We start from the raw sequence: 20740 nt of genomic DNA, 5'->3' as shown, positions 1-20740 counted from the left end.
AGGAGCGCGCCGTGGCGGACCGCGGAGACGACAGCGGCACCATCCGCGACGCATTCGCGACCTTCACGGCAAAGCTGCGCGGTGGCGACCTCGGCTCCTTGCCGGTCGTGATCGGCCTCATCGTGATCGCCGCGCTCTTCCAGGCGCTCAACCCGCGGTTCCTCGCGCCGGGCAACCTGGTGAACCTCACGCTGCAGGCCGCTCCGCTCGGGGTCATCGCGATCGGCATCGTCGTCGTGCTGCTCGCCGCGCAGATCGACCTCTCGGTCGGTTCGGTGAGCGGACTGGCGAGCGCCATCGTCGGCGTCTGCATCATGCGGCTTCAGATGCCCGTGCTGGTCGGCGTGGTGATCGCCGTCGCCGCAGGTGCGCTGATCGGAGCCTTCTACGGGTTCCTGCTCAGCCGGTTCGGCGTTCCGAGCTTTCTCATCACGCTGGCCGGACTGCTCGGATTCCTCGGACTGCAGCTGGCTCTGCTCGGGCCATCCGGATCGATCAACATCCCGTTCTCGAACCCGCTCGTGCAGTTCGCGAACACCTGGTTCCTGCCGCCGTGGGCCGCGTACACGATCGTGGCGATCGCCGCCATCGGGATGCTCGGGGAGGGCCTCGCCAGACGACGCCGACGCGCGCGCGCCGACCTTCCGCTTTCGCACATCTCGATCACGATCGTGAAGGCCGTCTCGCTCTTCGTGCTGCTCAGCCTCGCGGTCTGGTACCTGTCGCTGGACCGCGGCACGGAGATCATGCCCGTGCTGTTCGTTCTGCTCGTCGTCGTCATGTCCTACCTGCTGCGGCGTACCAGGTGGGGACGGTCGGTCTACGCCGTCGGCGGCAACGTCGAGGCGGCGAGGCGGGCGGGCATCCGCATCACTCGGACCCTCGTGGCGGCGTTCGTGATCTGCTCGGCGTTCGCGGCGCTCGGCGGTGTGCTCTCGGCTGCGCGACTCGGCTCGGCGACCACCTTGACGGGGACTGCCGACACGAACCTCAACGCGATCGCCGCGGCGATCATCGGTGGCACGAGCCTCTTCGGTGGTCGCGGCAACGCGTGGTCCGCCGTGCTCGGTGTGCTGGTGATCTCGGCGATCTCGAGCGGACTCACCCTGCTCAACCTCGACGCCTCCGTGCGCTACATGGTGACGGGCGCCGTGCTGCTGCTCGCGGTCATCGCGGACTCGCTGTCCCGGCGCTCACGCACGAGTCACGGCCGCGCCTAGTTTCGCGAACCGGCGCCGATAACCCAACCGCCACCGAAAACCCGCCACGGCACGGAAAACCCACCGGCCGCCGGCACTGAAAACCCACCGGCCGCCGGCACTGAAAACCGGAGTGATCGCGCTCTCGCGCCGAAAACAGCAGAATATCTCCGGTTTTCGGCGCCATCTGCGGTTTTCGCGACGGTGCTCTCACGAGTCTCGGTCGGGCCCGGATCACAATCCAGGACCCGACCGAGACTCGGTGTAGCTCGTCAGGCGCGGCGGCGCGACCTCGTGAAGAGAACCGCACCGGCACCGAGGAACAGCACTGCCGCGATCGTCGCGGGCCAGACATCCGATCCGGTGTCTGCGAGCTGAGCCGAGGTCGGGTCGGTCGCCGTCGTGGTGGTGGTTGACGGGTCGCTGACGGTTGCACCCTGCGACGGGTCGGAGGGGTCCGTCGGGGTGGCGCCGGTGGACGGCGTGCCCGTCGAGCCGGAGCCGCCGGAGCCGGCAGAAGCGGCGGTCACGGTGATGTCCTGGTCGGTCTGGATCGCGGGGATGGGGAACACCGTGGCACCAAATCCGACGAACACGTGGTGGAGTCCGAGCGGGCTCGCCCCGAAGTCGCCGAGCGACTTGAGCGTCGCGGTCGCGACACCGGTGATGGTGATGGTGTCGCCGGGATGTGCGTTCACGAGCTGGCATCCGATTTCTCTGGTGTCCGGGCCGATACCGCACGACGACGCCGGGCCGGTCGATGACACCCTAGTGAAGCTCAGTGAGGTTGCACCAGAACCCAGATCCGTCGCCGTCCAGACGCCGACGGAGGGCGGCAGGTAGTTTGCCGCATCCTTCGCGAGAGTGATCGTCGCCGTGACGGTCACAGTGCCGCCGATCGCGACCGTGTGTGTCGAGACCACGGCGCTTGCGGTGCCGACGGAATCGATCACGTTGATGTCCTGGGCACCCGCCGACTGGGTTCCACCCGGCGTCTGCTGCGAGAACGTGAGGTGCTGCACGCCGATCGGGCTGGCGGTCGCGGTCTCCTGCACGTTGAGCGTCTCGGATTCGCCGGGAGCGGCGCCCGGTAGGTCACACGTTCCACCCGTGCCGCTCGAATTGAGGACGCAGGGACCCAGTCCCGGCGTGACTGTCTCGAGGGTGAACCGAATGGCAGAGGTGCTTGGGTTGGAGCCGGATGCCGTCGACCATGAGAAGGAGGTGGGCAGCTCAGCGGGAGTGGCGTTCGCCGGGATGTTCACCTGGATCTGCGCGTCGACAACGTTACCGACGAAGATCGTGCCTGGGGACGTGCTGGTGACGGTCGCGGGAGCAGCGGATGCCGGGGCGGCACCCAGGAAAAGGGCAGAGGCCAGGGCGGCGAGCGCGACGGCCGAAACGGTCAGAATTCGGGGGCGAGACAACTGTGTCCAGTCTGTAGTGCGGTTGGGGGCAGCGTCACGTTAGTTGACATTCGTTATCTAGCGCAAGGTCTATTTTGACGATCGTCGAGTTTCTATGACGTCGCTATCACTACGCCGAAACAGCGCTGACTGCCGGCACCGAAAACGGCGCCGATAACCCGCTCCCGGGACAGAAAACCCACCCGCCACCGGCACTCATAACCCACCCGCCACCGGCACTGAAAACCGGAGTGATCGCGCTCTCGCGCCGAAAACAGCAGAACTTCTCCGGTTTTCGGTGCCATCTGCGGTTTTCGCGACGGCAGGGCGGGGCGGGCACCGGGGCGCGGCGAGGCAGACGGGATGTCAGGGGCGGGCGGCGGCTGCGGCTCGGGCCGCGGCGGGGAGGGCGTCCAGCACGCGATTCACGGCGGTGTCGTCGTGGACCGCGGTGACGAACCAAGCCTCGAAGACGCTCGGCGGCAGCGAGACCCCGGCGTCGAGCATGGCGTGGAACAAGGGACCGTAGCGGAAGGCATCCTGTGCCTGGACGCCCGCGTAGTCGATGGCGGGGGTCTCGCGGAACTGGATGCTGAACAGGTTGCCGGCTCGCGAGATGAAGTGCGGAACGCCCGCCGCGGTCAGTGCCTCGTCGACGGCATCCGAGATCGTCTCGGCGACACTGTCGAGCCGTGCGTAGACCGACGCATCAGCCAGGCGCAGTGTGGCCAAGCCCGCCGCGACAGCGACCGGATTTCCTGACAGGGTTCCTGCCTGGTAGACCGGCCCGACGGGAGCCAGCCGCTCCATGATCTCGCGGCGTCCGCCGAGGGCGGCCAGCGGCATCCCTCCACCGATCACCTTGCCGAACGTGACCAGATCGGGCACGTAGGTGGGCGAGGCGAGGTGGCGGGTGCCGTCATCCTCCTCGCGGATGGCGAAGGCGGATTCGCCCCACCATCCGGCAGGGCCGATGCGGAACCCGGTGAGCACCTCGTCGAGGATGAGCAGCGCGCCGTTGTCGTGCGCCATGTCGGCGAGGAACGCGTTGAAGCCCGGTGCGGGCGGCACGACGCCCATGTTCGCGGGAGCAGCCTCGGTGATGATCGCGGCGATGCGGTCGCCGAGCTCGGTGAACACCGCGCGCACGGCGTCGCGGTCGTTGTACGGGATGACCACCGTCTGCGCTGCGATCGGCGCGGGCACTCCCGCCGAGGCCGGCAACGCCAGAGTCGCCAAGCCGCTGCCGGCGTCTGCCAGCAGGCCGTCCGAGTGCCCGTGATACAGGCCGGAGAACTTCACGACGAGATCGCGCCCGGTGAAACCCCGCGCGAGACGAATCGCCGTCATCGTCGCTTCTGTGCCGGTGGAGACCAGGCGCAGTTCGTCGACCAGCCGCGTCGTGACGATCGACTTTCCGCTCAGATGGTGCGATCCCGGCGTCACCGTGAGCCGGTCGACCACGAGCTCAGCGAGCTCCGTCTCGGCGGGGGTCGACGCACCGAAGCTCAGTCCGCGTGCTGCGGCGTCCTGCACGGCCGCCACGACCTCAGGATGCGCATGCCCGAGAATTGCCGGCCCCCACGAGGCGACCAGGTCGACGTAGTCGCGACCCTCGACATCCGTCACGTATGGCCCTTGCGCAGCGACCAGGAAACGTGGCGTTCCGCCGACGGAGCGGAAGGCACGCACCGGCGAGTTCACGCCACCCGGGATGACGCGTCTGGCCTGCTCGAACGCTGCGTCGTTCGAGATCACCGCGTCGTTCGAGGTCACCTCGTCGCGCGACTGCCCCGCGGTCACTTCAACCACCCGGCGACCTCGACCGCCCAGTACGTGAGCACCGCGTCGGCGCCGGCGCGACGGATGCTCGTCAACGTCTCGAGCACCGCGCGCTCACGGTCGATCCATCCGTTCGCGGCTGCGGCCTCGACCATCGAGTACTCTCCGCTCACCTGATATGCCCAAACCGGAATATCACTGATCGCGGCGACATCCGCCAGCACGTCGAGGTACGAGAGCGCCGGCTTGACCATCAGGATGTCCGCACCCTCGTCGAGATCGAGCCGCGCCTCTCGCAGGCCTTCTCGCCGATTGGCCGGATCCTGTTGGTAGCTGCGACGGTCTCCCTGCAGCTGCGAGTCGACCGCCTCGCGGAACGGACCGTAGAAACCTGACGCATACTTCGCGGCGTATGCAAGCACCGCCGTCTCGGTGAATCCCTCGGAGTCGAGCACGTCGCGCACCGCAGCGACCTGGCCATCCATCATGCCGCTGAGGCCGAGGAGCTGCGATCCGGACGACGCCTGCGCGATCGCCATGTCGCGGTAGCGCTCCAGCGTGGCGTCGTTGTCGACGCGGCCCGCGGCATCCAGCACCCCGCAGTGCCCGTGGTCGGTGAACTCGTCGAGACAGAGGTCGGCCTGCACCACGAGGGCGTCGCCGACCTCGGCCGCCAGCGCACGGGTGGCCACGTTCAGGATGCCGTCGGGGTCGGTCGCACCGCTGCCGACCGCATCGCGCACCTCGGGCACCCCGAACAGCATCAGCCCGCCGATCCCGGCCTCCGCGGCCTCGTTCGCGGCCGCCTTGAGGCTGTCGATCGTGTGCTGCACGACTCCTGGCATCGACGCGATGGGCTGCGGTTCGCGGATGCCCTCGCGCACGAACACCGGCAGGATCAGCTCAGCGGGGTGCAGTCGCGTCTCGGCGGTGAGCCGGCGCATGGCCGGGGTGGCGCGGAGTCGGCGGGGGCGAACAGTCGGATGCAGCACGTCGTTCACCAGACAAGACTAGGTTACATGCACAAGGAGCTCCCTTCCCTCCCCCTTCTCGGAAAGACCGCTCTCGTCACCGGCGTCTCACGTCGTCGTGGCATCGGCTACGCCGTCGCCAGCACGTTCGCGTCGCTAGGCGCGAGCGTGTTCATCCACCACTACCGGCCCCATGACGTCGGCCAGCCGTGGGGCGGCGACGATCTGGATGCCGTGCGCGACGGCATCCGTTCGGCCCTCGCGCCCGACGCCACGACGAGCGACCTCGGTGCCGACCTGCAGCAGGACGACTCGATCGCGACCCTGCTCGACGCTGCCTACGGGTTGACCGGAAGCCTCGACATCCTCGTCTGCAACCACGCGAAGAGCGGTGACGACGGCGGCATCCTCGACATGACGCCCGAGCGCCTCGACGCGTTCTGGAGCACCAACACCCGGTCGACGCTGCTGCTCACGGCCGAGTACGCGCGCCGCACCTCCGGCTTCGCGGGCGGCGAACCGCGGAAGCCGGGCGAGCGAGTCGAGCGCGAGCCGTTCCCTGCTCCCACCGGACGAGTCTTCTGGATGACGTCCGGGCAGATCCACGGCGCGATGCGCGGAGAGGTCGCCTACGCGACGAGCAAGGCCGCCCTCGCGGGCGTCACCGCGACCGTCGCCGCCGAGCTGCTGGAGTCGGGCATCGTGCTCAACACGATCAACCCCGGCCCCGTGAACACCGGATACCTCGACCCCGAGTCGACCGACCGACCGCTCGAGGACCTGCAGGCTCTCGTCGCCGGCACCCCCTTCGGGCGCTACGGGCGACCGGATGACCCCGCCGAGCTCATCGCCTGGCTGTCGACGGATGCCGGAGCATGGGTCGTCGGCCAGGTGATCACGAGCGACGGGGGCTTCTCTCTCGCCTGACGACCCTCCGTCCAACAGCGTCCAGCACCCGGCATACGATCGAACTCATGGCTGACGGAGCGGGCGACGAGGGATCCCCGCCTCACGACAGCAAACGGCGGGCGACGTGGGCCCTCGGCAGCATCAGCCTCGGCACGCTGCTCAACCCGCTGAACTCGTCGATGATCGCCGTCGCGCTGTTCGACCTGCAGAAGACGTTCTCGCTCGGCATAGCCGAGGCGACGTGGGTCATCACGTCGTTCTACCTGGCCTCCGCCGTCGCTCAGCCCCTGATGGGCCGCTTGGGCGACCGTTTCGGGCCGCGCAGGCTCTTCGTGTTCGGCATGGGGATCGTGATCGTCGTGAGCGCTCTGACGCCCTTCGCGCCATCGTTCGCCCTCGTCTGCGCTGGACGCGTCGGTCTCGCGATCGGCACGGCGACGGCCTTCCCTTCGGCAGTTGCGATGGTGCGGCCGCTCAGCGCACGCACCGGCAGGTCGACACCGCGGCTGCTGGGGCGCATCCAGATCGCCAACACCGCCGGCGCGGCGATCGGCCCCGTGCTCGGCGGCTTGCTCGTGAGCACACTCGGCTGGCAGGCCATCTTCGCGGTCAACGTGCCGCTCGCCGCGCTGGCGCTGATCGGCACGCGGATGCTCGCCCCTGCCGACGCCTCCCGAGCACGCGAACGCGTGCGCACGATGGTGAGAGAGTCCGACATCCCCGGAATCGCGCTGTTCGTCGGCACCCTGGTCGCTCTGCTGGTGTTCCTGCTCGGGCTCACCCCGGCGCCGATCTGGTGGCTGCTTCCCGTGGCCGCCCTGGCAGGAGCGGCGTTCGTGTGGCGCGAGCTGACGGCGAAGGTGCCGTTCCTCGACCTGCGCCTGCTCGCCAAGAACCGTCCGCTGATGATGGTCTATCTGTGCTTCGCGGTGTTCAACCTCGTGTATTACACGGCGTTCTTCGGGCTGCCCCAGCTGCTGCAGGAACACGGGCACTACAACGCGGGCATCACCGGGCTGCTCATGTTCCCGCTCGCCGCCGTCACGATCGGACTCACCCCGCTCGGTGCTCGCTGGATCGAGAGGCGCGGCCTGCGCTTCACGCTCATCACGGGTGGCGTCGGGCTGATCTTCGGCACCGGACTGCTCGCGGTCGCCACCGTGACGGTGAACCCCATCGCCATCCTGCTCATCACGGCCGCGATGGGCGCTCCGTACTGCGTCGTGAGCATCGCGATGAGCCAGGCGCTCTACGCCTCCGCCGCGCCTCGGGACGCCGGCGTCGCCGCGGGTATCTTCCAGACCTCGCGCTATGTCGGGGCGATCCTCGCGACCACGCTGCTCGGCATCGTCTTCGTCGGCGGGTCTGGGCCGGATGCCGCGGTGCAATGGATCACGATCGTCGCGATCGCCACCGCGCTCGCTGTCGTGCACGCTGGGCTCCTCGCGGCGTGGCATCCGCGCTCGTCTCCGCTGGTTGAGGAGCATGCTGCGTAGCCGCGCGCGTCTCGAAACTAGACGCGACCGCGGTTGCGGCGGCGGATGGGGCGCGGCGCACGGCCGCCGATGAACGAGCGGCCGGGGTCGACCACGAAGCCGCCCTGCCGAAGGGCCTGTCGACCGACGAGCATCCTGAAGCCCATCTGATCGCGGTTGGTGAGTGTCGTCTCGGCCTGGACTGTTCGGCCGTTGATCTCCAGCTCGAGCAGCACGACGTAGCGGCGCTGCGCGTGCCCTGTGGAGCTGCGCACAATGCGGCGGTCGTAGACAGCGCACTCGACGGTCACGGCGTCGCGGTTGGAGTCCTGCCAGGGGCGCACCCTGAAGCGCACTCGGGCACCGTCATCCAGCTCCTCGATGTCGAAGGCGTGCAGCGCCGAGCTCCGTGCTCCTGTGTCGAGCTTGGCCTTCACCCAAGGAACTCCGATGCGCGGCAGAGTGACCCACTCGCGCCACCCCAACACGGTGCTTGAATGGACTGTCCCCACATGCGCACCCTTGCCCGCCAGGTGCACACGGTGAGTCGTGGCGTGCTTCGCCGATTCACCACTTTGTCCCATACCCCCATCCTCCCAGGAGCCATGACGTGAAGTTGGCCATCCTCTCGCGGGCACCGCACTCCTACTCGACGCAGCGTCTGCGTGCGGCCGCTCACGATCGCGGCCATCGGGTGAAGGTGCTCGACACCCTGCGGTTCTCCATCGACCTCTCCGGCGAAGAGCCCGATCTGCAGTACCGCGGTCGGCTGTTGTCGGACTACGACGCGATCCTCCCCCGCATCGGCAACTCCATCACCTACTTCGGCACGGCCGTCGTCCGCCAGTTCGAGCAGATGGATGTCTACACTCCCAACACCGCGAACGGCATCACGAACTCGCGTGACAAGCTGCGTGCCACGCAGATCCTCTCGCGACACAACATCGGAATGCCCGCGACCGCGTTCGTGCACAGCCGCGCCGACGTGCGCACGGCAATCGAGTCGGTCGGTGGGGCCCCCGTCGTGATCAAGCTGCTCGAGGGCACGCAGGGCATCGGCGTCATCCTGGCACCGGAGGCGAAGATCGCAGAGGCGATCATCGAGACGCTGCACTCGACGAAGCAGAACGTGCTCGTACAGGCGTTCATCGCGGAGAGCCGCGGACGCGACATCCGTGCCCTGGTCGTCGGCGACCGGGTGGTCGCGGCGATGCGGCGCACGGCGAACGGCGACGAGTTCCGCTCGAACGTGCACCGCGGCGGCTCGGTCGAACGGGTGGCGCTCACCCCGGAGTACGAGCAGGTGGCGGTGCGCTCCGCCCAGATCATGGGACTGCGGGTCGCGGGCGTCGACATGCTGGAGAGCAGCGAAGGGCCACTCGTCATGGAGGTCAACTCGTCGCCCGGCCTGCAGGGCATCGAGGCCGCGACGGGCCTGGATGTCGCCGGCGCGATCGTCGACCACATCGACAACCAGGTGGCGTTCCCCGAGATCGACGTGCGCCAGCGGCTCAGCGTTTCGACCGGATACGGTGTCGCTGAGCTGGCGGTCGGCGTGGGAGCCGACCTGGTCGGCAAGCGGTTGCGCGACTCGGGGCTCGACGACAGGGACATCACCGTGCTCACGCTGCATCGCGGTGCGATGGTCATCCCGAATCCCCGAGGCGCGACGGAGCTCGAGGCCGGCGACCGGCTGCTGTGCTTCGGCAAGCTCGAGGAGATGCGCTCGATGATCCCCGCTCGCCGTCGACGTCGCGCGAAGGTGCGCAAGCTGCCGAAGGATGCCCTGGCAGCCGAGGCGCATTGACGCCGGTGCTCGTGTCGGCGTTCAGGTCCGTGATCGTAGAAGCGCGAAGAGGATGAGCAAGAGGGTCGTGAGAAAGCCGCAGACGTAGTTCACGACGAGGAACCGCCGCCACCCGCGGTGGGCTTCAGCGGCGTCCGCGTCGGCGATGTTCACGTACGGCGCCGCCAGAAGGATGTACGGAACGATGAGGACCGCACCGAGCGGCCCCGGCCATTGCGTCGTGAGCATCAACGCTCCGGCCGCGGTCCAGCACCCGATCGCGAATCGCACGGTCCACGCCGCTCCCATCACCGTTGCGATGGACGCGATGCCACCTGCACGGTCGGGCTCGACATCCTGCACCGCGCCGAAGGCGTGCGACGCCACACCCCAGAGGAAGAACGCGAGAAGCAGCATCGCGAGCGGAGGGGTGAAGACCGCACCCGCCAGCACCAGCCCATAGACGGCTGGGGACACGAAATGGATGCTCGACGTGACCGAATCCAGGAACGGGACCTCCTTGAACCGCAGACCGGGCACCGAGTACGCCACGACGGCGAAGAGGCTCACGGCGAGCACCAGCCATGAGAGCGGGTCGCCGAGGACGATCAGCGCGATGACGAAGGGCACGCAGAGCGCAAGAGCGGCGGCGATGGTGACGCCGTGCAGGCGGCGGTCGAGCAGGGCGCCCTCCACGCCTCCTTTGCGCGGGTTCGCGGCGTCGGACTCGTAGTCGAAGACGTCGTTGATGCCGTACATCGCCAGGTTGTACGGCACGAGGAAGAAGATCGTGCCGACGACGAGCGTGACGTCGACGGCCCCCTCCGTGAGCACGTACGCGGCCGCGAACGGGAATGCCGTGTTCACCCAGCTCACCGGCCGAGATGCCACGAGCAGGCGACGAGCGACACCGCTCGGTGTCGTCACCCCCGTCATCGACGACGCCCTTCCCGTGAGAGCGGTGATGACGACAGGAGGGACCACACAGACGGCACCAGCAGCACAACGGCCAAGGGGTAGGCGAAGTCCTCGATAGGTGCCAGCCCGAGATGGATGTCCGACATCAGGGTCTCGTCGTACCTCATGACCTCCACGGCGATCAGCGCAGAGTCGAACACGGCCGTGAGCACTGCCACGACCACGAAGGCGATCGTGGTAGGAAGCCACCAGCGGCGTACGAGAGCAGGACGACGGTGGCCGACGCTGGCCAGCGCGACGGCGGCGACCGCGAGCGCGATGGCCAAGAACGTGATGGCCAGGAGCGGATACGTAGCACCCCGTGCGTTCACGTGCGGGGGCTCCGCGGAGAGCGCACGGCATCGAGCATCCTGCGCGTGCCGAACAGCGTGATCGCGACGAGGTAGACCAGGAACGCAAGGAACACCGGTTCCTCCAGCGGCAGCTGTGGCGCCAGTTCAACCCCGGTGGTAACAGGGGAATCGCCGCGCAGGAAGATCCCCAACGAGATGCCCGAGGCGTCCCACACCAGCAGGAATGCCGTCACGACCGCCGTGGTCACCGCGGCGCGCACCGGAGCGCGCCAGAAGAAGAGGTGCCAGCGCGCGTCGAGCAGGCACAGGCATCCGGATGCCACCAGCAACGAACCGAGATAGGCGAGTCTCATCAGCGTGCCTCCGCGCTGAGCGGCTCTGGCTCAGGCAGTGGTCCCGTGCTGCGGTCGCCACGGAGCCGCTTGAGCACCAGTTCAGCGCTGATCAGGCACATCGGCAGCCCGATGCCGGGGAGGGTCGATCCACCCGCGTAGTAGAGGCCTGCGACCCGCTTCGATGCGTTGCTCCCGCGCAGGAACGCGCTCTGGCGCAGCGTGTGGGCCGGCCCGAGTGCCGTTCCCTTCCAGGAGTGCAGGTCGAGTTCGAAGTCCCCGGGGCCGAGCACGCGGCGAACGACGATGCGATCGGCGAGGTCGGGGATGCCTGCCCACGTGGCGATCTGCGCGATCGCCACGTCGGCCGTGCGCTCGACCTCCGCGGAGCCCGCGCCGCCGATTCCGCCCACCCCGAGCGAGGGATCCGCCGGAACCGGGATCAGCACGAAGAGGTTGTCGTCCCCTTCCGGCGCGACGGAGGCGTCGGTGGCGCTCGGCCGGCTGACGTAGACGGATGCCGGGTCGGGCACCGCTGTCGGCTGCTGGAAGATCGCCCGGAAGTTGGCGTCCCAGTCCCTGGCGAAGAACAGCGTGTGGTGCGCGAGCTGGGGCAGGCGCCCGCGCACGCCGAGCATCGCCAGCACGGCCCCTGGGCCTGCCACCCGGTGTTCCCACCACGACTCCGGGTAGGTCTGCAGCCGCTCCGGAAGAAGGGCCGTCTCGGTGTGGTGCAGATCCGCCGCGCTCACCACAACGTCAGCGGCGAGCTCGTGTTCGATCCCGTCGTCGCGGTACCGAACGCCTCTCACGATCGCCCGCCGCGATCTCCGCGTGCCGCCGCCATCCCGGGTCAGAATCCGCGAGACGGGCGCCCCGGGCATGATGCGGACGCCGAACGATTCGGCGAGGCGCACCATCCCATCGATGATGGTGCGGAATCCGCCGCGCGGGTAGAGCACGCCGGCATCGAGGTCGAGATGGCTCATCAGGTGGTAGAGCGCAGGAGTCATCGACGGCGCGGAGCCGAGGAAGACCGCCGGGTAGCCGAGCAGCTGGCGGAGGCGCTCGTCGGAGAAGGTGCGCGCTGCGTGCTCCTTCAGCGACCTGCTCATCATGCCCGCCAGGCGAGGGGTTCTGATCAGGATGTCGCGCGAGAGCAGGCTGCGCCCGGACTCGAACGACGTGTAGAGGAAGCGGCGCAACGCGAGGTCGTACACGTCGGACGCCGAATCGAGATAGGCGTCAAGAGCATCGCCGCTGTTCGGCTCGATCTGCTCGAAAAGCGCCCGCACCCGATCCCGGCCTCGTGGAACGTCGAGCGGGATACGCCGACCTTCGTAGTAGACGCGGTATCCGGGGTCGAGGTCGACGAGGTCGAGCTCGGTGCGGACGTCGGTTCCGAGCATGCGATAGAAGTGCTCGAACACCTCCGGCATCAGATACCAGGACGGCCCGGTGTCGAATCTGAATCCGCCGCTCGACCAGGTGCCGACGCGACCGCCGAGCGACTCGGATGCCTCGAGCAGGGTCACCGAATCGCCTTCACGCGCCAGCAGGGCCGCCGCCGCGATCCCGGCGATGCCGCCTCCGATCACGACCGTGCGTCGTCGATCGGTCATCGCTCTCCCGTGCGGCGGGTGCCGACCACGCGAAGCAGGATGGCGACCTTCTGCGCGTCTGGCACCCGAACCCTTGTGGTCATCAGCTCGTCCGCAGGCGTGCGGGCCACGCGGCGCAGGAGCGCGGCGAAGAGGTCGTGCGCCGCGGTGACGGCGGTGCGGCATCCCTCTGGCAGGTCTGGCAGGACGGATCGCGCCGCCGACAGGTCGTCCGCGATCTCCGCGACGAACCCGTCCTTCACCTGCTCGGTGATGCCGCTCTCGGAGATTCCAGGTAGGTAGTGCCTGCCCCTGTCGCGCACGTCGCTGCCGAGGTCGCGCAGAAAGTTGATCTTCTGGAACGCGGCTCCGAGGCGGCGAGCGCCCTCGGTGAGTCGCGCCCTGGTGACGGGATCACAGCTCGTCCCTGACGGGGCCTCGGCGAGGAACACCCGAAGGCACATCAGTCCGACCACCTCGGCAGAGCCGTACACGTACCGGTCGAATTCCTCGTTCGCAAAGCGCGTGCACTCCAGGTCGGAGCGCATCGACGCGAAGAACGGCACGGTCAGATCGCGGCGGATGCCCGCTCGTCTCGCCGTGTGCGCGAACGCGTGCACCACCAGGTTCGAGCTGAACCCGCTCGTCATGGCTCGCTCCATCTCCGCTTCCAGCAGATCGAGCGCGGCCCGTTGCTCTTGCGGCCTGAGCCCTGCCTGCTGTGCGACGCCGTCCACCAGCTCGTCGGCGACACGCACGAGCGCATAGATCGACGTCACCCCCGTGCGGTACTCGGGTGCCAAGAGACGCACGGCGGCACCGAAAGACGTCGAATAGCGGCGGATGACGCGCGCCGCACTCTCCTCGGCCGTTCGGGTGTACAGCGCGAGGTCCGTCGCCGCCATCGAATCTCGACGTGCGATCCGGTCGGAGAGCACGCTCATGATTCCCGCTCCGTCGCGCGGACGGCGTGCTCCTCCAACACTGCCCTCAGCCGCTGAGGCACGATCTCGGATGCCGCCAGCCGCAGGGCGACATCCCGATTGCCGGCGATCAGCGCTTCGGCCGACTCGCGAGCATCCCTTGGAACTCCGATCGATGCCGACAGAACCGTCGCGGCCCCATTGCGCCGATCGCTGGTCGCGCTCTTGCCCAGCACCCGCTCGTCTCCGAACGATCCGAGCACGTCATCGCGGAGCTGGAATGCCACGCCGATCGCCTTGCCGTACTCGCCGAGCAGCTCGACGAGCTCGTCGTCGGCTCCCGCGAGCAGGGCGCCGGCGCGAAGGGGATCGACGAACGTGTAGAACGCGGTCTTCCCCTCCGCCATCCTCAACAGGTCGATGAGATCAGGCAGCCCGACGCCGCACGCGAACGCCACGTCGCTGTGTTGCCCTTCCGCCGTGCGGAAGATCGCGTCGTCGAGCAGATCGTCGATCCTCACTCGCAGCGCGTTCGGCAGATCCGCCGAGCTCACGACCGCGTGCGCGCCGTGGATGAGAAGATCCCCGCCCAGAATGGCGGATGCCTCGCCCCATCTGCGTGCGCGTGCGAGGTCCACTCCACGCGCCTCGGCGCCGGCGACCAGCGCGCCGATCAGGTTGGGCCGACCCCGCCGCATGACGTCGCCGTCCATCACGTCGTCGTGCAACAGGAACGCCGTGTGCAGTAATTCGAACGCCGCCGCGACGTCGACCACGGCGGCATCGGCGACCTGTGTGCGCTCGTCCCTTAGCGCGTCGAACGCCTCGACCACGAGACGGGGTCGCAGCTTCTTGCCTCCTCGGGCGCTCGATCGCAGCCCGCGCCAGAGGTCGGCATACCGCTCGCCCAGGGTCGCGGCACGTGCTTCCTGGTCGTCGAAGAACGCCTCGAGACGCTGTTCGACCCGAGCAACAGTCAGGAGGGACGCGTCATCGAGTGGAGTCAGTACGCTCATTTCGTCAGTTCATCCTCACCGTAAAGTAGCTAGCCTGTCTAGAAAGTAGTACGGCTAGCAATATGCAGCAAGGCCTTGCCCATGAATGATCCGCATGCCAACGACCCCGACGGCCGGTCGGGAGGCGGCGCCGTGGACACGAGCGGCCGCCCGGACGCGTTCATCGACCCCCGAGTGCTCGACCCCGAGCGCGACGTCGTCGACACGTCGGGCCTCGACGACCGGGAGATCGACCAGATCGTTCGCGTGCTGGCAGCGCTGCGCCGCTGGCGAGAGTCCGAGGAGGCGTCGCTCGACGAGTCGAGGCGGACCATGCACCTCGGCCCGACCGACATGCGGGCGATGCGCTATCTCGCTGTCATGAAAGGCAGAGGCGAGCCGGCGACGCCGGGTGGCCTCGCCGCCCACCTCGGCATCTCAACCGCCTCGGTGACGAAACTCCTCGACCGCCTCGAGGCCGCCGGGCACATCCAGCGTCAACGGCATCCCACCGACCGCCGCGGCGTCGTGATCGTGCTCTCGCCCGACTCGCACCATCGCGTGCGCGAAGTGATCGGTCGCCGGCACGGCCGGCGATTCGACCTCGCACGAGAGCTTCGCCCGGACGAGCGCGAGACGGTCATCCGCTTTCTGAACGCCCTCAGCGAGACGTGACGTGGGACGCGCGGATAGCCGCCGGGACTAGGCGTACAGCGGCAGACTCTTCGCCTGCTCGACCAGCCACGGACTGAACGCCCACGGGGTGCTCCGCAGCGACGCGCCGAGCTCGGCCGGAGCGACCACGGCGACCTCAGCGACTTCGTGCGGGTTCGGCGTCGGTTCCCCGACCGCCCGCGCGACGAACACCGGGCAGATCTCGTACTCGATGACACCGCTCACGTCTGATGCCCGGTATCGGAAGTCGGGAAGCGCGAGCTCGAGGTCGGTCAGCTCGAGACCCAGTTCGTCGCGGGCGTGCCTGCCCACGGCATCCGCCACCTCTTCGCCAGGCGCGGGATGCCCGCAGAACGCGTTCGTCCACACGCCGGGGAATGTGAGCTTCGACAACGCACGCCGCGTGACGAGCACTCGCCCGTCATCCAGGACGACGTGGCACGAGAACCCGAGGTGCAGCGGCGTCTCTGCGCCGTGAACGGAGGCCTTCGCCGCAGCGCCGATCGGCGCGCCCGCCTCGTCGAGGAGCACGACGAGGGTGGAGTCGACAGGGATCGAGCCGACAGGGGTCGATCCGACAGTGGTCGAGCCGATGAAGTGCGTCATGATGCGGCTCGGCGCGCCGCGGAGTCCGCGACCGTGTCGACGAGCGACTCTGCGGTACGGTCCGGCGCGATCACGTCGACGCGCAAGCCGGCCGCTCGCGCGTCCCGTGCGGTACGAGGCCCGATCGCCGCGACCAGAGTCGACGACGGCACGGGGCCGAGTTGCTCCTGCACCTGCTCGGCGACGCTGCCCGACGTGACCAGGATCGCGTTGATGCGACCGGATGCGACGTCTCCGATGACCTGCGCTGCCACCGGGATGCCCACCGTGCGGTACGCGACGACGGACAGCACATCGTGCCCCAGGCGCGAGAGCCCCTCGGTGAGCGTCGGCTTCGCGATCTCGCTGCGCAGCGTGAGCACTTTGAGCGGAACGACGCCGCGGGTGGCCTCTCGCCACTCCTCGAGCAGGCCATGCGCGGAGTTGTCGTCGGCGGGCACCAGATCGGCGCGATAGCCGGCCGCGAGCAGCGCGGCGGCGGTGGTCTCGCCGACGGCGGCGATGCGCGTGTGCAACGGGATGCGCGCCTGATGCGCCGACAGCACGTCGACGGTGGTGGCGCTCGTGACGGTCACCCAGTCGAAGTCACCTGCGGCGAGAGCCGTCAGTGCTTCTTCGAGTGCGGGCTCGTCTGCCGTCGGCGCGAAGTTGATCATCGGCGCGACGACGGGGATGCCGCCGTGCCCGCGGATGTCCGCGGCGACCGAGTCACCCCATGGGCCGCCGCGCGGCACCAGCACGCGCCATCCGGCGAGGGGTTTCGGACCTTGGGTCGGAATCGGACCTGTCGTCATCGGGATGCACCCCCGAGCGGCGCCAACTCTGCGGCACCGGCGTCGAGGAGCTCCTCGACGACGCGCTGCGAGGCATCCTCCGCGGCCTCCAGCAGCGCCGTCTGCCCGTTGCCTTCGAGGCTCGCGGCGTGCGACGAGGTCAGCTTCTGCGTGCCGTCGAGGCTGTAGATCGTCGCGGTCACGAACAGCAGGCCGTCTTCGACCAGGGCGGTTGCACCGAGTGGCGCTGCACATCCGGCTTCGAGCCCTGCGAGCACGCCGCGTTCGGCGACCACGCTTGCGCGCGTCGTCACGTGGTTGATCGAGGTGAGCGCCTTGGCGATGGCCCGGCCGTCGGCCGAGTTGTCCTTCTCCCTGCGCGTCTCGAGCGCGAGGGCTCCCTGGCCGGGGGCGGTCGGCCAGTCCGTCAGCTCGAGGTGCTGCGTCGCGGCATCCGCGCGACCGAGTCGACCGAGACCGGCGGCGGCGAGCAGGATGGCATCGAGTCGGCGGTCGTCGTCGATCGGCTGGTCGTCCGTGGCGAACACGCGGCCGAGGCGCGTGTCGATGTTGCCGCGGATGTCGACGACCTCGACATCCGGCCGTGTCGACAGCAGTTGCGCGATGCGCCGCGGCGACCCGGTGCCGACCCGTGCTCCGGCGGGAAGCGTGTCGAGCGTGAGGCCGTCACGTGCGCAGAGTGCGTCGCGGGCATCCGCTCTCCTCGGCACCGCCGCGAGCGCGATGTCGGGATGCGGCGCGGTCGGCAGGTCTTTGAGCGAGTGCACGGCAAGGTCGATCTCGCCGTTCAGCAGGGCGTCGCGCAGGGCACCCGTGAACGCGCCAGTACCACCCAGCCGCGACACCGGCTCCGTGGCGGTGTCGCCGTGGGTCGTGATGGTGACGAGCTCGATCTCGAGCCCCGACGCCTTCGCCAGCGAGTCGGCGACCTGACGTGTCTGGGCCAGCGCGAGTGCGCTGCCGCGTGTGCCGACCCGCAGAACGGTCATCGGGTCTCGACCCCTTTCGCGCCGGCAGCGACCGGCTCAGCAGTGTGGAGTGCGACGCCGACCGCCTCGTGGTCCGGCCACGGGCCGAGGTCGGTCAGGTGCGGCCGATCATCGGGCGCGACGTCGTTCAGTCGCTCCTCGATCAGGTCGACGAGTCCGGAGACGAAAGCAGGGTGCGTGCCGGCGGTCGGCACGCGAACAGCCCTCAGGTCATTCTCGGCCGCGGTCGTGAGGGCCTCGTTGTCGAGATCCCATACCACTTCCATGTGATCGCTGACGAAACCGAACGGCACGATGATCACCGCGCGGGTACGCGCGGGCTCAGACCCGCCTCCACCGACCTCTGGCGCACCGGCTGCGAGGTCGATGATCGCGTCGTTGATGTCCGGCTCCAGCCACGGCATGCGAGGGTCGCCGGAGCGCGACTGGTAGACGAGCGACCACGGGATGCCCGCCGCCGCCCGCTCCGAGATGACATGCGCAACGGCGCAGTGCTGGGCGACGTAGGCGCCACCGGTCCCGAACTGAGGGCCGGACGCCTCGGCCGCCGCAGAGGGAATGGAGTGCGTCACGAACAACAGGTGGATGTCGTCGCGCTCGACCGCATCGCCTGCGCCCACGCTCGATTCAGACGTGAGCTCGGAGATCGCCGCCTCGACGCCCTCGATGAGCGGAGTGACGAAGCCGGGGTGGTCGAAGTACTCGCGGACGCGGTCGATGGTCATGACCTCCGTGAGGCCCGTGTCGGCGAGCGCCTTCTCGAAGTCCTCGCGGTACTGCCCGACGCCCGAGTACGACGTGTAGGCGCTGGTCACCAGGGCGAGCAGCCGGTCGTTGCCTGCCTCGTGGGCATCGCGCACGGCATCCGCGAAGTACGGGTCCCAGTTGCGGTTGCCCCAGTAGATCGGGAGGTGGATGTCGCGCAGGGCGAGTTCGGCCTCGAGAGCTGCCTTGAGCTGCCGGTTCTGCTCGTTGATGGGGCTCACTCCACCGTGCGCACGGTAATGGTGCGCGACCTCTTCGAGCCGTTCGTCGGGGATTCCCCGCCCCCGCGTCACGTTGCGCAGGAACGGGATGACGTCGTCCTGACCCTCTGGACCGCCGAAGCTGGAGAGCAGGATCGCGTCGTAATTCGTCATTGCAAGACCTCAGGAATGTCTGTCACAGGAATACGCCGACCCGTGAAGAAGGGGACCTCCTCGCGCACGTGCCTGCGGGCATCCGTGGCGCGAAGGTCTCGCATCATGTCGACGAGATCGACGAGCTGATCTGACTCCATCGGCAGAAGCCACTCGTAGTCGCCGAGTGCGAAGGCGGCGACCGTGTTGGCCAGCACCGAGCGGAACGCTGCACCCTTCCGACCGTGGTCGGCGAGCATGCGGCTTCGCTCGGCGTCGGGGAGAAGATACCACTCGTAGCTGCGCACGAAGGGGTACACGGTGAGCCACCCTCGCGGCTCGATGCCGCGCAGGAAGGCGGGGACGTGCGCCTTGTTGAACTCGGCCGCCCTGTGGACGCCCATCGCATTCCAGGTGGGGAGCAGGTCGCGCAGCAGTGCGGTGCGCCTCAGTCGGCGCAAGCCTGCCTGCAGATCCTCGGCGACGGGGCCGTGCACCCAGACCATGAGGTCGGCGTCGGCCTTGAGCCCCGAGACGTCGTAGAACCCGCGCACGGTGACGCCGGATGCCTCGACCTCCTCGACTGCCGCGGCCAGTTCGGCGACAGCGCGAGCGCTCGCGTCTGCATCGGGCGCGGCAGCATCCACGCCCGACCGGACGGGACTCCGGGGGTCACGACGCCACACGGCCCACAGCGTGAAGCCGTCGGGCTGGGGTGTCGAGTCGTCTGCTGCTGCGTGGGGGGCGGGGGATTCGGATGCCGCGTCGGCGGCCGCCGGGTGTGTCATGGCATCCAGTCTCCCCCGTTGCGCCCTGTCGGGCAAAAGGAGGACAAAGCATGCCATCGCCACCGCGAGACCTGCCGGTGCGAAGGATGTACACCCGCCGTACATCCGTCTACCCCTTGCCCGACAGTCAATTTGAACGCAGGCTGGACAAATCGGACGAAAACTCTGGGATGAACCGAATAAAAGCCGACCTCGTGGTGTTGATAGATACAAATGTCTGAATCGTTGAAGAACTCCAGCCGTGTCGCGGAGCAGACCTCCACGAACACGACCCCCCGCCGCAAGCGCCCGAGCCGTGCGAAGGCGCGGCCCATCATGGATGCCCGCGCGAAGGTGATCTCTGCGTTCCCGTGGGCGCAGAACCTCTCCTACGCCGAGCAGCAGCAGTTTGCGGACGAACTCGCCCACCACCCGCGGGACTTGCCGAACGGACAGCTCGAGGCGCTCATCCTTTCGTGGAAGCAGCGCTCACGTCGCGTCGCGTAAAGCTGCGTCTCCAGCCAAGGGTTCGCTGACAGGGTCTAACCTCTCGGTTCGTGACCCACGCGTTCCGCTCTGCCCGTGCGGCCGTCCTGCCGGCGGCCGTTGTCGTGCTGCTCCTTGCGGGCTGCAGCGCCTCGGCGCCGGCGGCAAGCCCGAGCACGACTCCCGCGGTCACCGCGACCGCGACACCCACCCCGACACCATCCCCCACCGCGACGGGAGCGCCTGCGTCCGCAGGCAGCACCGTCGCGTTCTCGTCTCTCGCCGTCGGCGACTGCCTCACTGCTCCGGCCGGCTCTGCACAGACCGAACCCGCAACGATCGCCGTCGTTCCGTGCACCCAACCCCACTCGTCGGAGGTCTTCGCCTTCCCGCAACTGGGGGACGGTGCCTATCCGGGCGATGAGGCCGTCACCGAGCAGGCATTCGACACCTGCTCGAACGACTTCACGTCCTATGTCGGGGTCGACACCGAGGGCAGCCACTTCGACGTCACGATCTTCACGCCGAGCCAAGCCGAGTGGAACGCCGGCACTCACACGGCGGCCTGCGTCGTGTTCTATCCCGCGAGCGACACCATCGGCAGCGCGAAGGGCGTCGGAGGCGGGATACCCCAGGTCGCCGGATGACGCGCTAG

The 20740-nt window shown here is 68.5% G+C and carries 22 protein-coding genes; 7 read left to right on the top strand and 15 right to left on the bottom strand.

All coding sequences use genetic code 11. The features are described from left to right. The first annotated feature begins 11 nt into the window (after window positions 1-11). Window positions 12-1220 carry a sugar ABC transporter permease gene (locus tag ACYVDN_RS13355; RefSeq protein WP_460572430.1) on the top strand — a complete coding sequence of 403 codons (1209 nt, stop codon included), beginning with the start codon at window positions 12-14 and terminating at the stop codon, window positions 1218-1220. A gap of 251 nt (window positions 1221-1471) precedes the next feature. On the opposite strand, the gene ACYVDN_RS13350 is transcribed toward ACYVDN_RS13355, so the two are convergent. From ACYVDN_RS13350 to hemB, 3 genes are all read right to left on the bottom strand, one after another. Continuing rightward, on the bottom strand, window positions 1472-2626 hold the full coding sequence (locus tag ACYVDN_RS13350; protein WP_460572428.1) for a hypothetical protein: 1155 nt from the start codon (window positions 2624-2626) through the stop codon (window positions 1472-1474). A gap of 345 nt (window positions 2627-2971) precedes the next feature. Then, on the bottom strand, window positions 2972-4363 hold the full coding sequence (gene hemL / locus ACYVDN_RS13345; RefSeq protein WP_460573518.1) for a glutamate-1-semialdehyde 2,1-aminomutase: 1392 nt from the start codon (window positions 4361-4363) through the stop codon (window positions 2972-2974). 41 nt (window positions 4364-4404) lie between these two features. Next, window positions 4405-5331, bottom strand: a complete 927-nt coding sequence (hemB, locus tag ACYVDN_RS13340) for a porphobilinogen synthase (RefSeq protein WP_460573517.1) — start codon at window positions 5329-5331, stop codon at window positions 4405-4407. A 75-nt stretch (window positions 5332-5406) separates the two neighbouring features. Between hemB and ACYVDN_RS13335 the strand changes: the two genes are divergently transcribed. Together ACYVDN_RS13335 and ACYVDN_RS13330 are read left to right on the top strand one after the other, a co-directional pair. After that, window positions 5407-6285 carry an SDR family oxidoreductase gene (locus ACYVDN_RS13335; RefSeq protein WP_460572427.1) on the top strand — a complete coding sequence of 293 codons (879 nt, stop codon included), beginning with the start codon at window positions 5407-5409 and terminating at the stop codon, window positions 6283-6285. Between the two features lie 47 nt (window positions 6286-6332). Continuing rightward, entirely contained in the window at window positions 6333-7763 is a 1431-nt protein-coding gene (locus ACYVDN_RS13330) for an MFS transporter (RefSeq protein WP_460572426.1), read from the top strand. Window positions 7764-7780: 17 nt separating this feature from the next. On the opposite strand, the gene ACYVDN_RS13325 is transcribed toward ACYVDN_RS13330, so the two are convergent. Further along, window positions 7781-8254, bottom strand: coding sequence for an ATP-dependent zinc protease family protein (locus tag ACYVDN_RS13325; protein ID WP_460572425.1), 474 nt, complete (start codon window positions 8252-8254; stop codon window positions 7781-7783). 98 nt (window positions 8255-8352) lie between these two features. Between ACYVDN_RS13325 and rimK the strand changes: the two genes are divergently transcribed. Then, window positions 8353-9549: a 30S ribosomal protein S6--L-glutamate ligase gene (gene rimK / locus ACYVDN_RS13320; protein ID WP_460572424.1), complete on the top strand. Its 1197-nt coding sequence runs from the start codon at window positions 8353-8355 to the stop codon at window positions 9547-9549. Between the two features lie 21 nt (window positions 9550-9570). On the opposite strand, the gene ACYVDN_RS13315 is transcribed toward rimK, so the two are convergent. From ACYVDN_RS13315 to ACYVDN_RS13290, 6 genes are read right to left on the bottom strand one after another with little or no spacing between them, the layout of a single operon-like run. Next, window positions 9571-10464, bottom strand: coding sequence for a prenyltransferase (locus ACYVDN_RS13315; protein ID WP_460572423.1), 894 nt, complete (start codon window positions 10462-10464; stop codon window positions 9571-9573). Further along, window positions 10461-10817 (bottom strand): lycopene cyclase domain-containing protein, encoded by a 357-nt coding sequence (locus tag ACYVDN_RS13310; protein ID WP_460572422.1) that lies wholly within the window; start codon window positions 10815-10817, stop codon window positions 10461-10463. Before ACYVDN_RS13310 ends, ACYVDN_RS13315 begins: the two co-directional genes overlap by 4 nt. Then, window positions 10814-11152 (bottom strand): lycopene cyclase domain-containing protein, encoded by a 339-nt coding sequence (locus tag ACYVDN_RS13305; RefSeq protein WP_460572421.1) that lies wholly within the window; start codon window positions 11150-11152, stop codon window positions 10814-10816. The genes ACYVDN_RS13310 and ACYVDN_RS13305 overlap by 4 nt, the downstream gene beginning before the upstream one ends. Beyond that, window positions 11152-12753 (bottom strand): phytoene desaturase family protein, encoded by a 1602-nt coding sequence (gene crtI, locus ACYVDN_RS13300; protein ID WP_460572420.1) that lies wholly within the window; start codon window positions 12751-12753, stop codon window positions 11152-11154. Before crtI ends, ACYVDN_RS13305 begins: the two co-directional genes overlap by 1 nt. Beyond that, window positions 12750-13676, bottom strand: a complete 927-nt coding sequence (locus ACYVDN_RS13295; protein ID WP_460572419.1) for a phytoene/squalene synthase family protein — start codon at window positions 13674-13676, stop codon at window positions 12750-12752. The genes crtI and ACYVDN_RS13295 overlap by 4 nt, the downstream gene beginning before the upstream one ends. After that, window positions 13673-14671 (bottom strand): polyprenyl synthetase family protein, encoded by a 999-nt coding sequence (locus tag ACYVDN_RS13290; RefSeq protein WP_460572418.1) that lies wholly within the window; start codon window positions 14669-14671, stop codon window positions 13673-13675. The genes ACYVDN_RS13295 and ACYVDN_RS13290 overlap by 4 nt, the downstream gene beginning before the upstream one ends. A gap of 81 nt (window positions 14672-14752) precedes the next feature. Here ACYVDN_RS13290 and ACYVDN_RS13285 point away from each other — a divergent pair, with 81 nt between their 5' ends. Continuing rightward, window positions 14753-15325 (top strand): MarR family winged helix-turn-helix transcriptional regulator, encoded by a 573-nt coding sequence (locus ACYVDN_RS13285; protein WP_460572417.1) that lies wholly within the window; start codon window positions 14753-14755, stop codon window positions 15323-15325. A gap of 27 nt (window positions 15326-15352) precedes the next feature. Here ACYVDN_RS13285 and idi read toward each other — a convergent pair whose 3' ends face one another. The 5 genes from idi to hemQ are packed head-to-tail and all read right to left on the bottom strand — an operon-like array spanning window position 15353 to window position 19620. Continuing rightward, window positions 15353-15931, bottom strand: a complete 579-nt coding sequence (gene idi / locus ACYVDN_RS13280) for an isopentenyl-diphosphate delta-isomerase (protein ID WP_460572415.1) — start codon at window positions 15929-15931, stop codon at window positions 15353-15355. Continuing rightward, window positions 15928-16725: a uroporphyrinogen-III synthase gene (locus ACYVDN_RS13275; RefSeq protein ID WP_460572413.1), complete on the bottom strand. Its 798-nt coding sequence runs from the start codon at window positions 16723-16725 to the stop codon at window positions 15928-15930. The genes idi and ACYVDN_RS13275 overlap by 4 nt, the downstream gene beginning before the upstream one ends. Further along, on the bottom strand, window positions 16722-17714 hold the full coding sequence (gene hemC, locus ACYVDN_RS13270; protein WP_460572411.1) for a hydroxymethylbilane synthase: 993 nt from the start codon (window positions 17712-17714) through the stop codon (window positions 16722-16724). The genes ACYVDN_RS13275 and hemC overlap by 4 nt, the downstream gene beginning before the upstream one ends. Continuing rightward, window positions 17711-18853 (bottom strand): ferrochelatase, encoded by a 1143-nt coding sequence (locus tag ACYVDN_RS13265; RefSeq protein ID WP_460572409.1) that lies wholly within the window; start codon window positions 18851-18853, stop codon window positions 17711-17713. The genes hemC and ACYVDN_RS13265 overlap by 4 nt, the downstream gene beginning before the upstream one ends. Next, complete coding sequence (gene hemQ, locus ACYVDN_RS13260) at window positions 18850-19620, bottom strand: hydrogen peroxide-dependent heme synthase (protein ID WP_460572407.1); 771 nt, start codon at window positions 19618-19620, stop codon at window positions 18850-18852. The genes ACYVDN_RS13265 and hemQ overlap by 4 nt, the downstream gene beginning before the upstream one ends. Before the next feature lie 213 nt (window positions 19621-19833). Between hemQ and ACYVDN_RS13255 the strand changes: the two genes are divergently transcribed. Together ACYVDN_RS13255 and ACYVDN_RS13250 are read left to right on the top strand one after the other, a co-directional pair. Then, complete coding sequence (locus ACYVDN_RS13255) at window positions 19834-20106, top strand: hypothetical protein (RefSeq protein ID WP_460572405.1); 273 nt, start codon at window positions 19834-19836, stop codon at window positions 20104-20106. A 50-nt stretch (window positions 20107-20156) separates the two neighbouring features. After that, window positions 20157-20732: a septum formation family protein gene (locus ACYVDN_RS13250; protein WP_460572403.1), complete on the top strand. Its 576-nt coding sequence runs from the start codon at window positions 20157-20159 to the stop codon at window positions 20730-20732. Window positions 20733-20740 lie beyond the last annotated feature (8 nt).

The sequence above is a fragment of the Humibacter soli genome (assembly GCF_054779035.1).
This window is presented reverse-complemented; position numbering and strand designations above follow the sequence as displayed.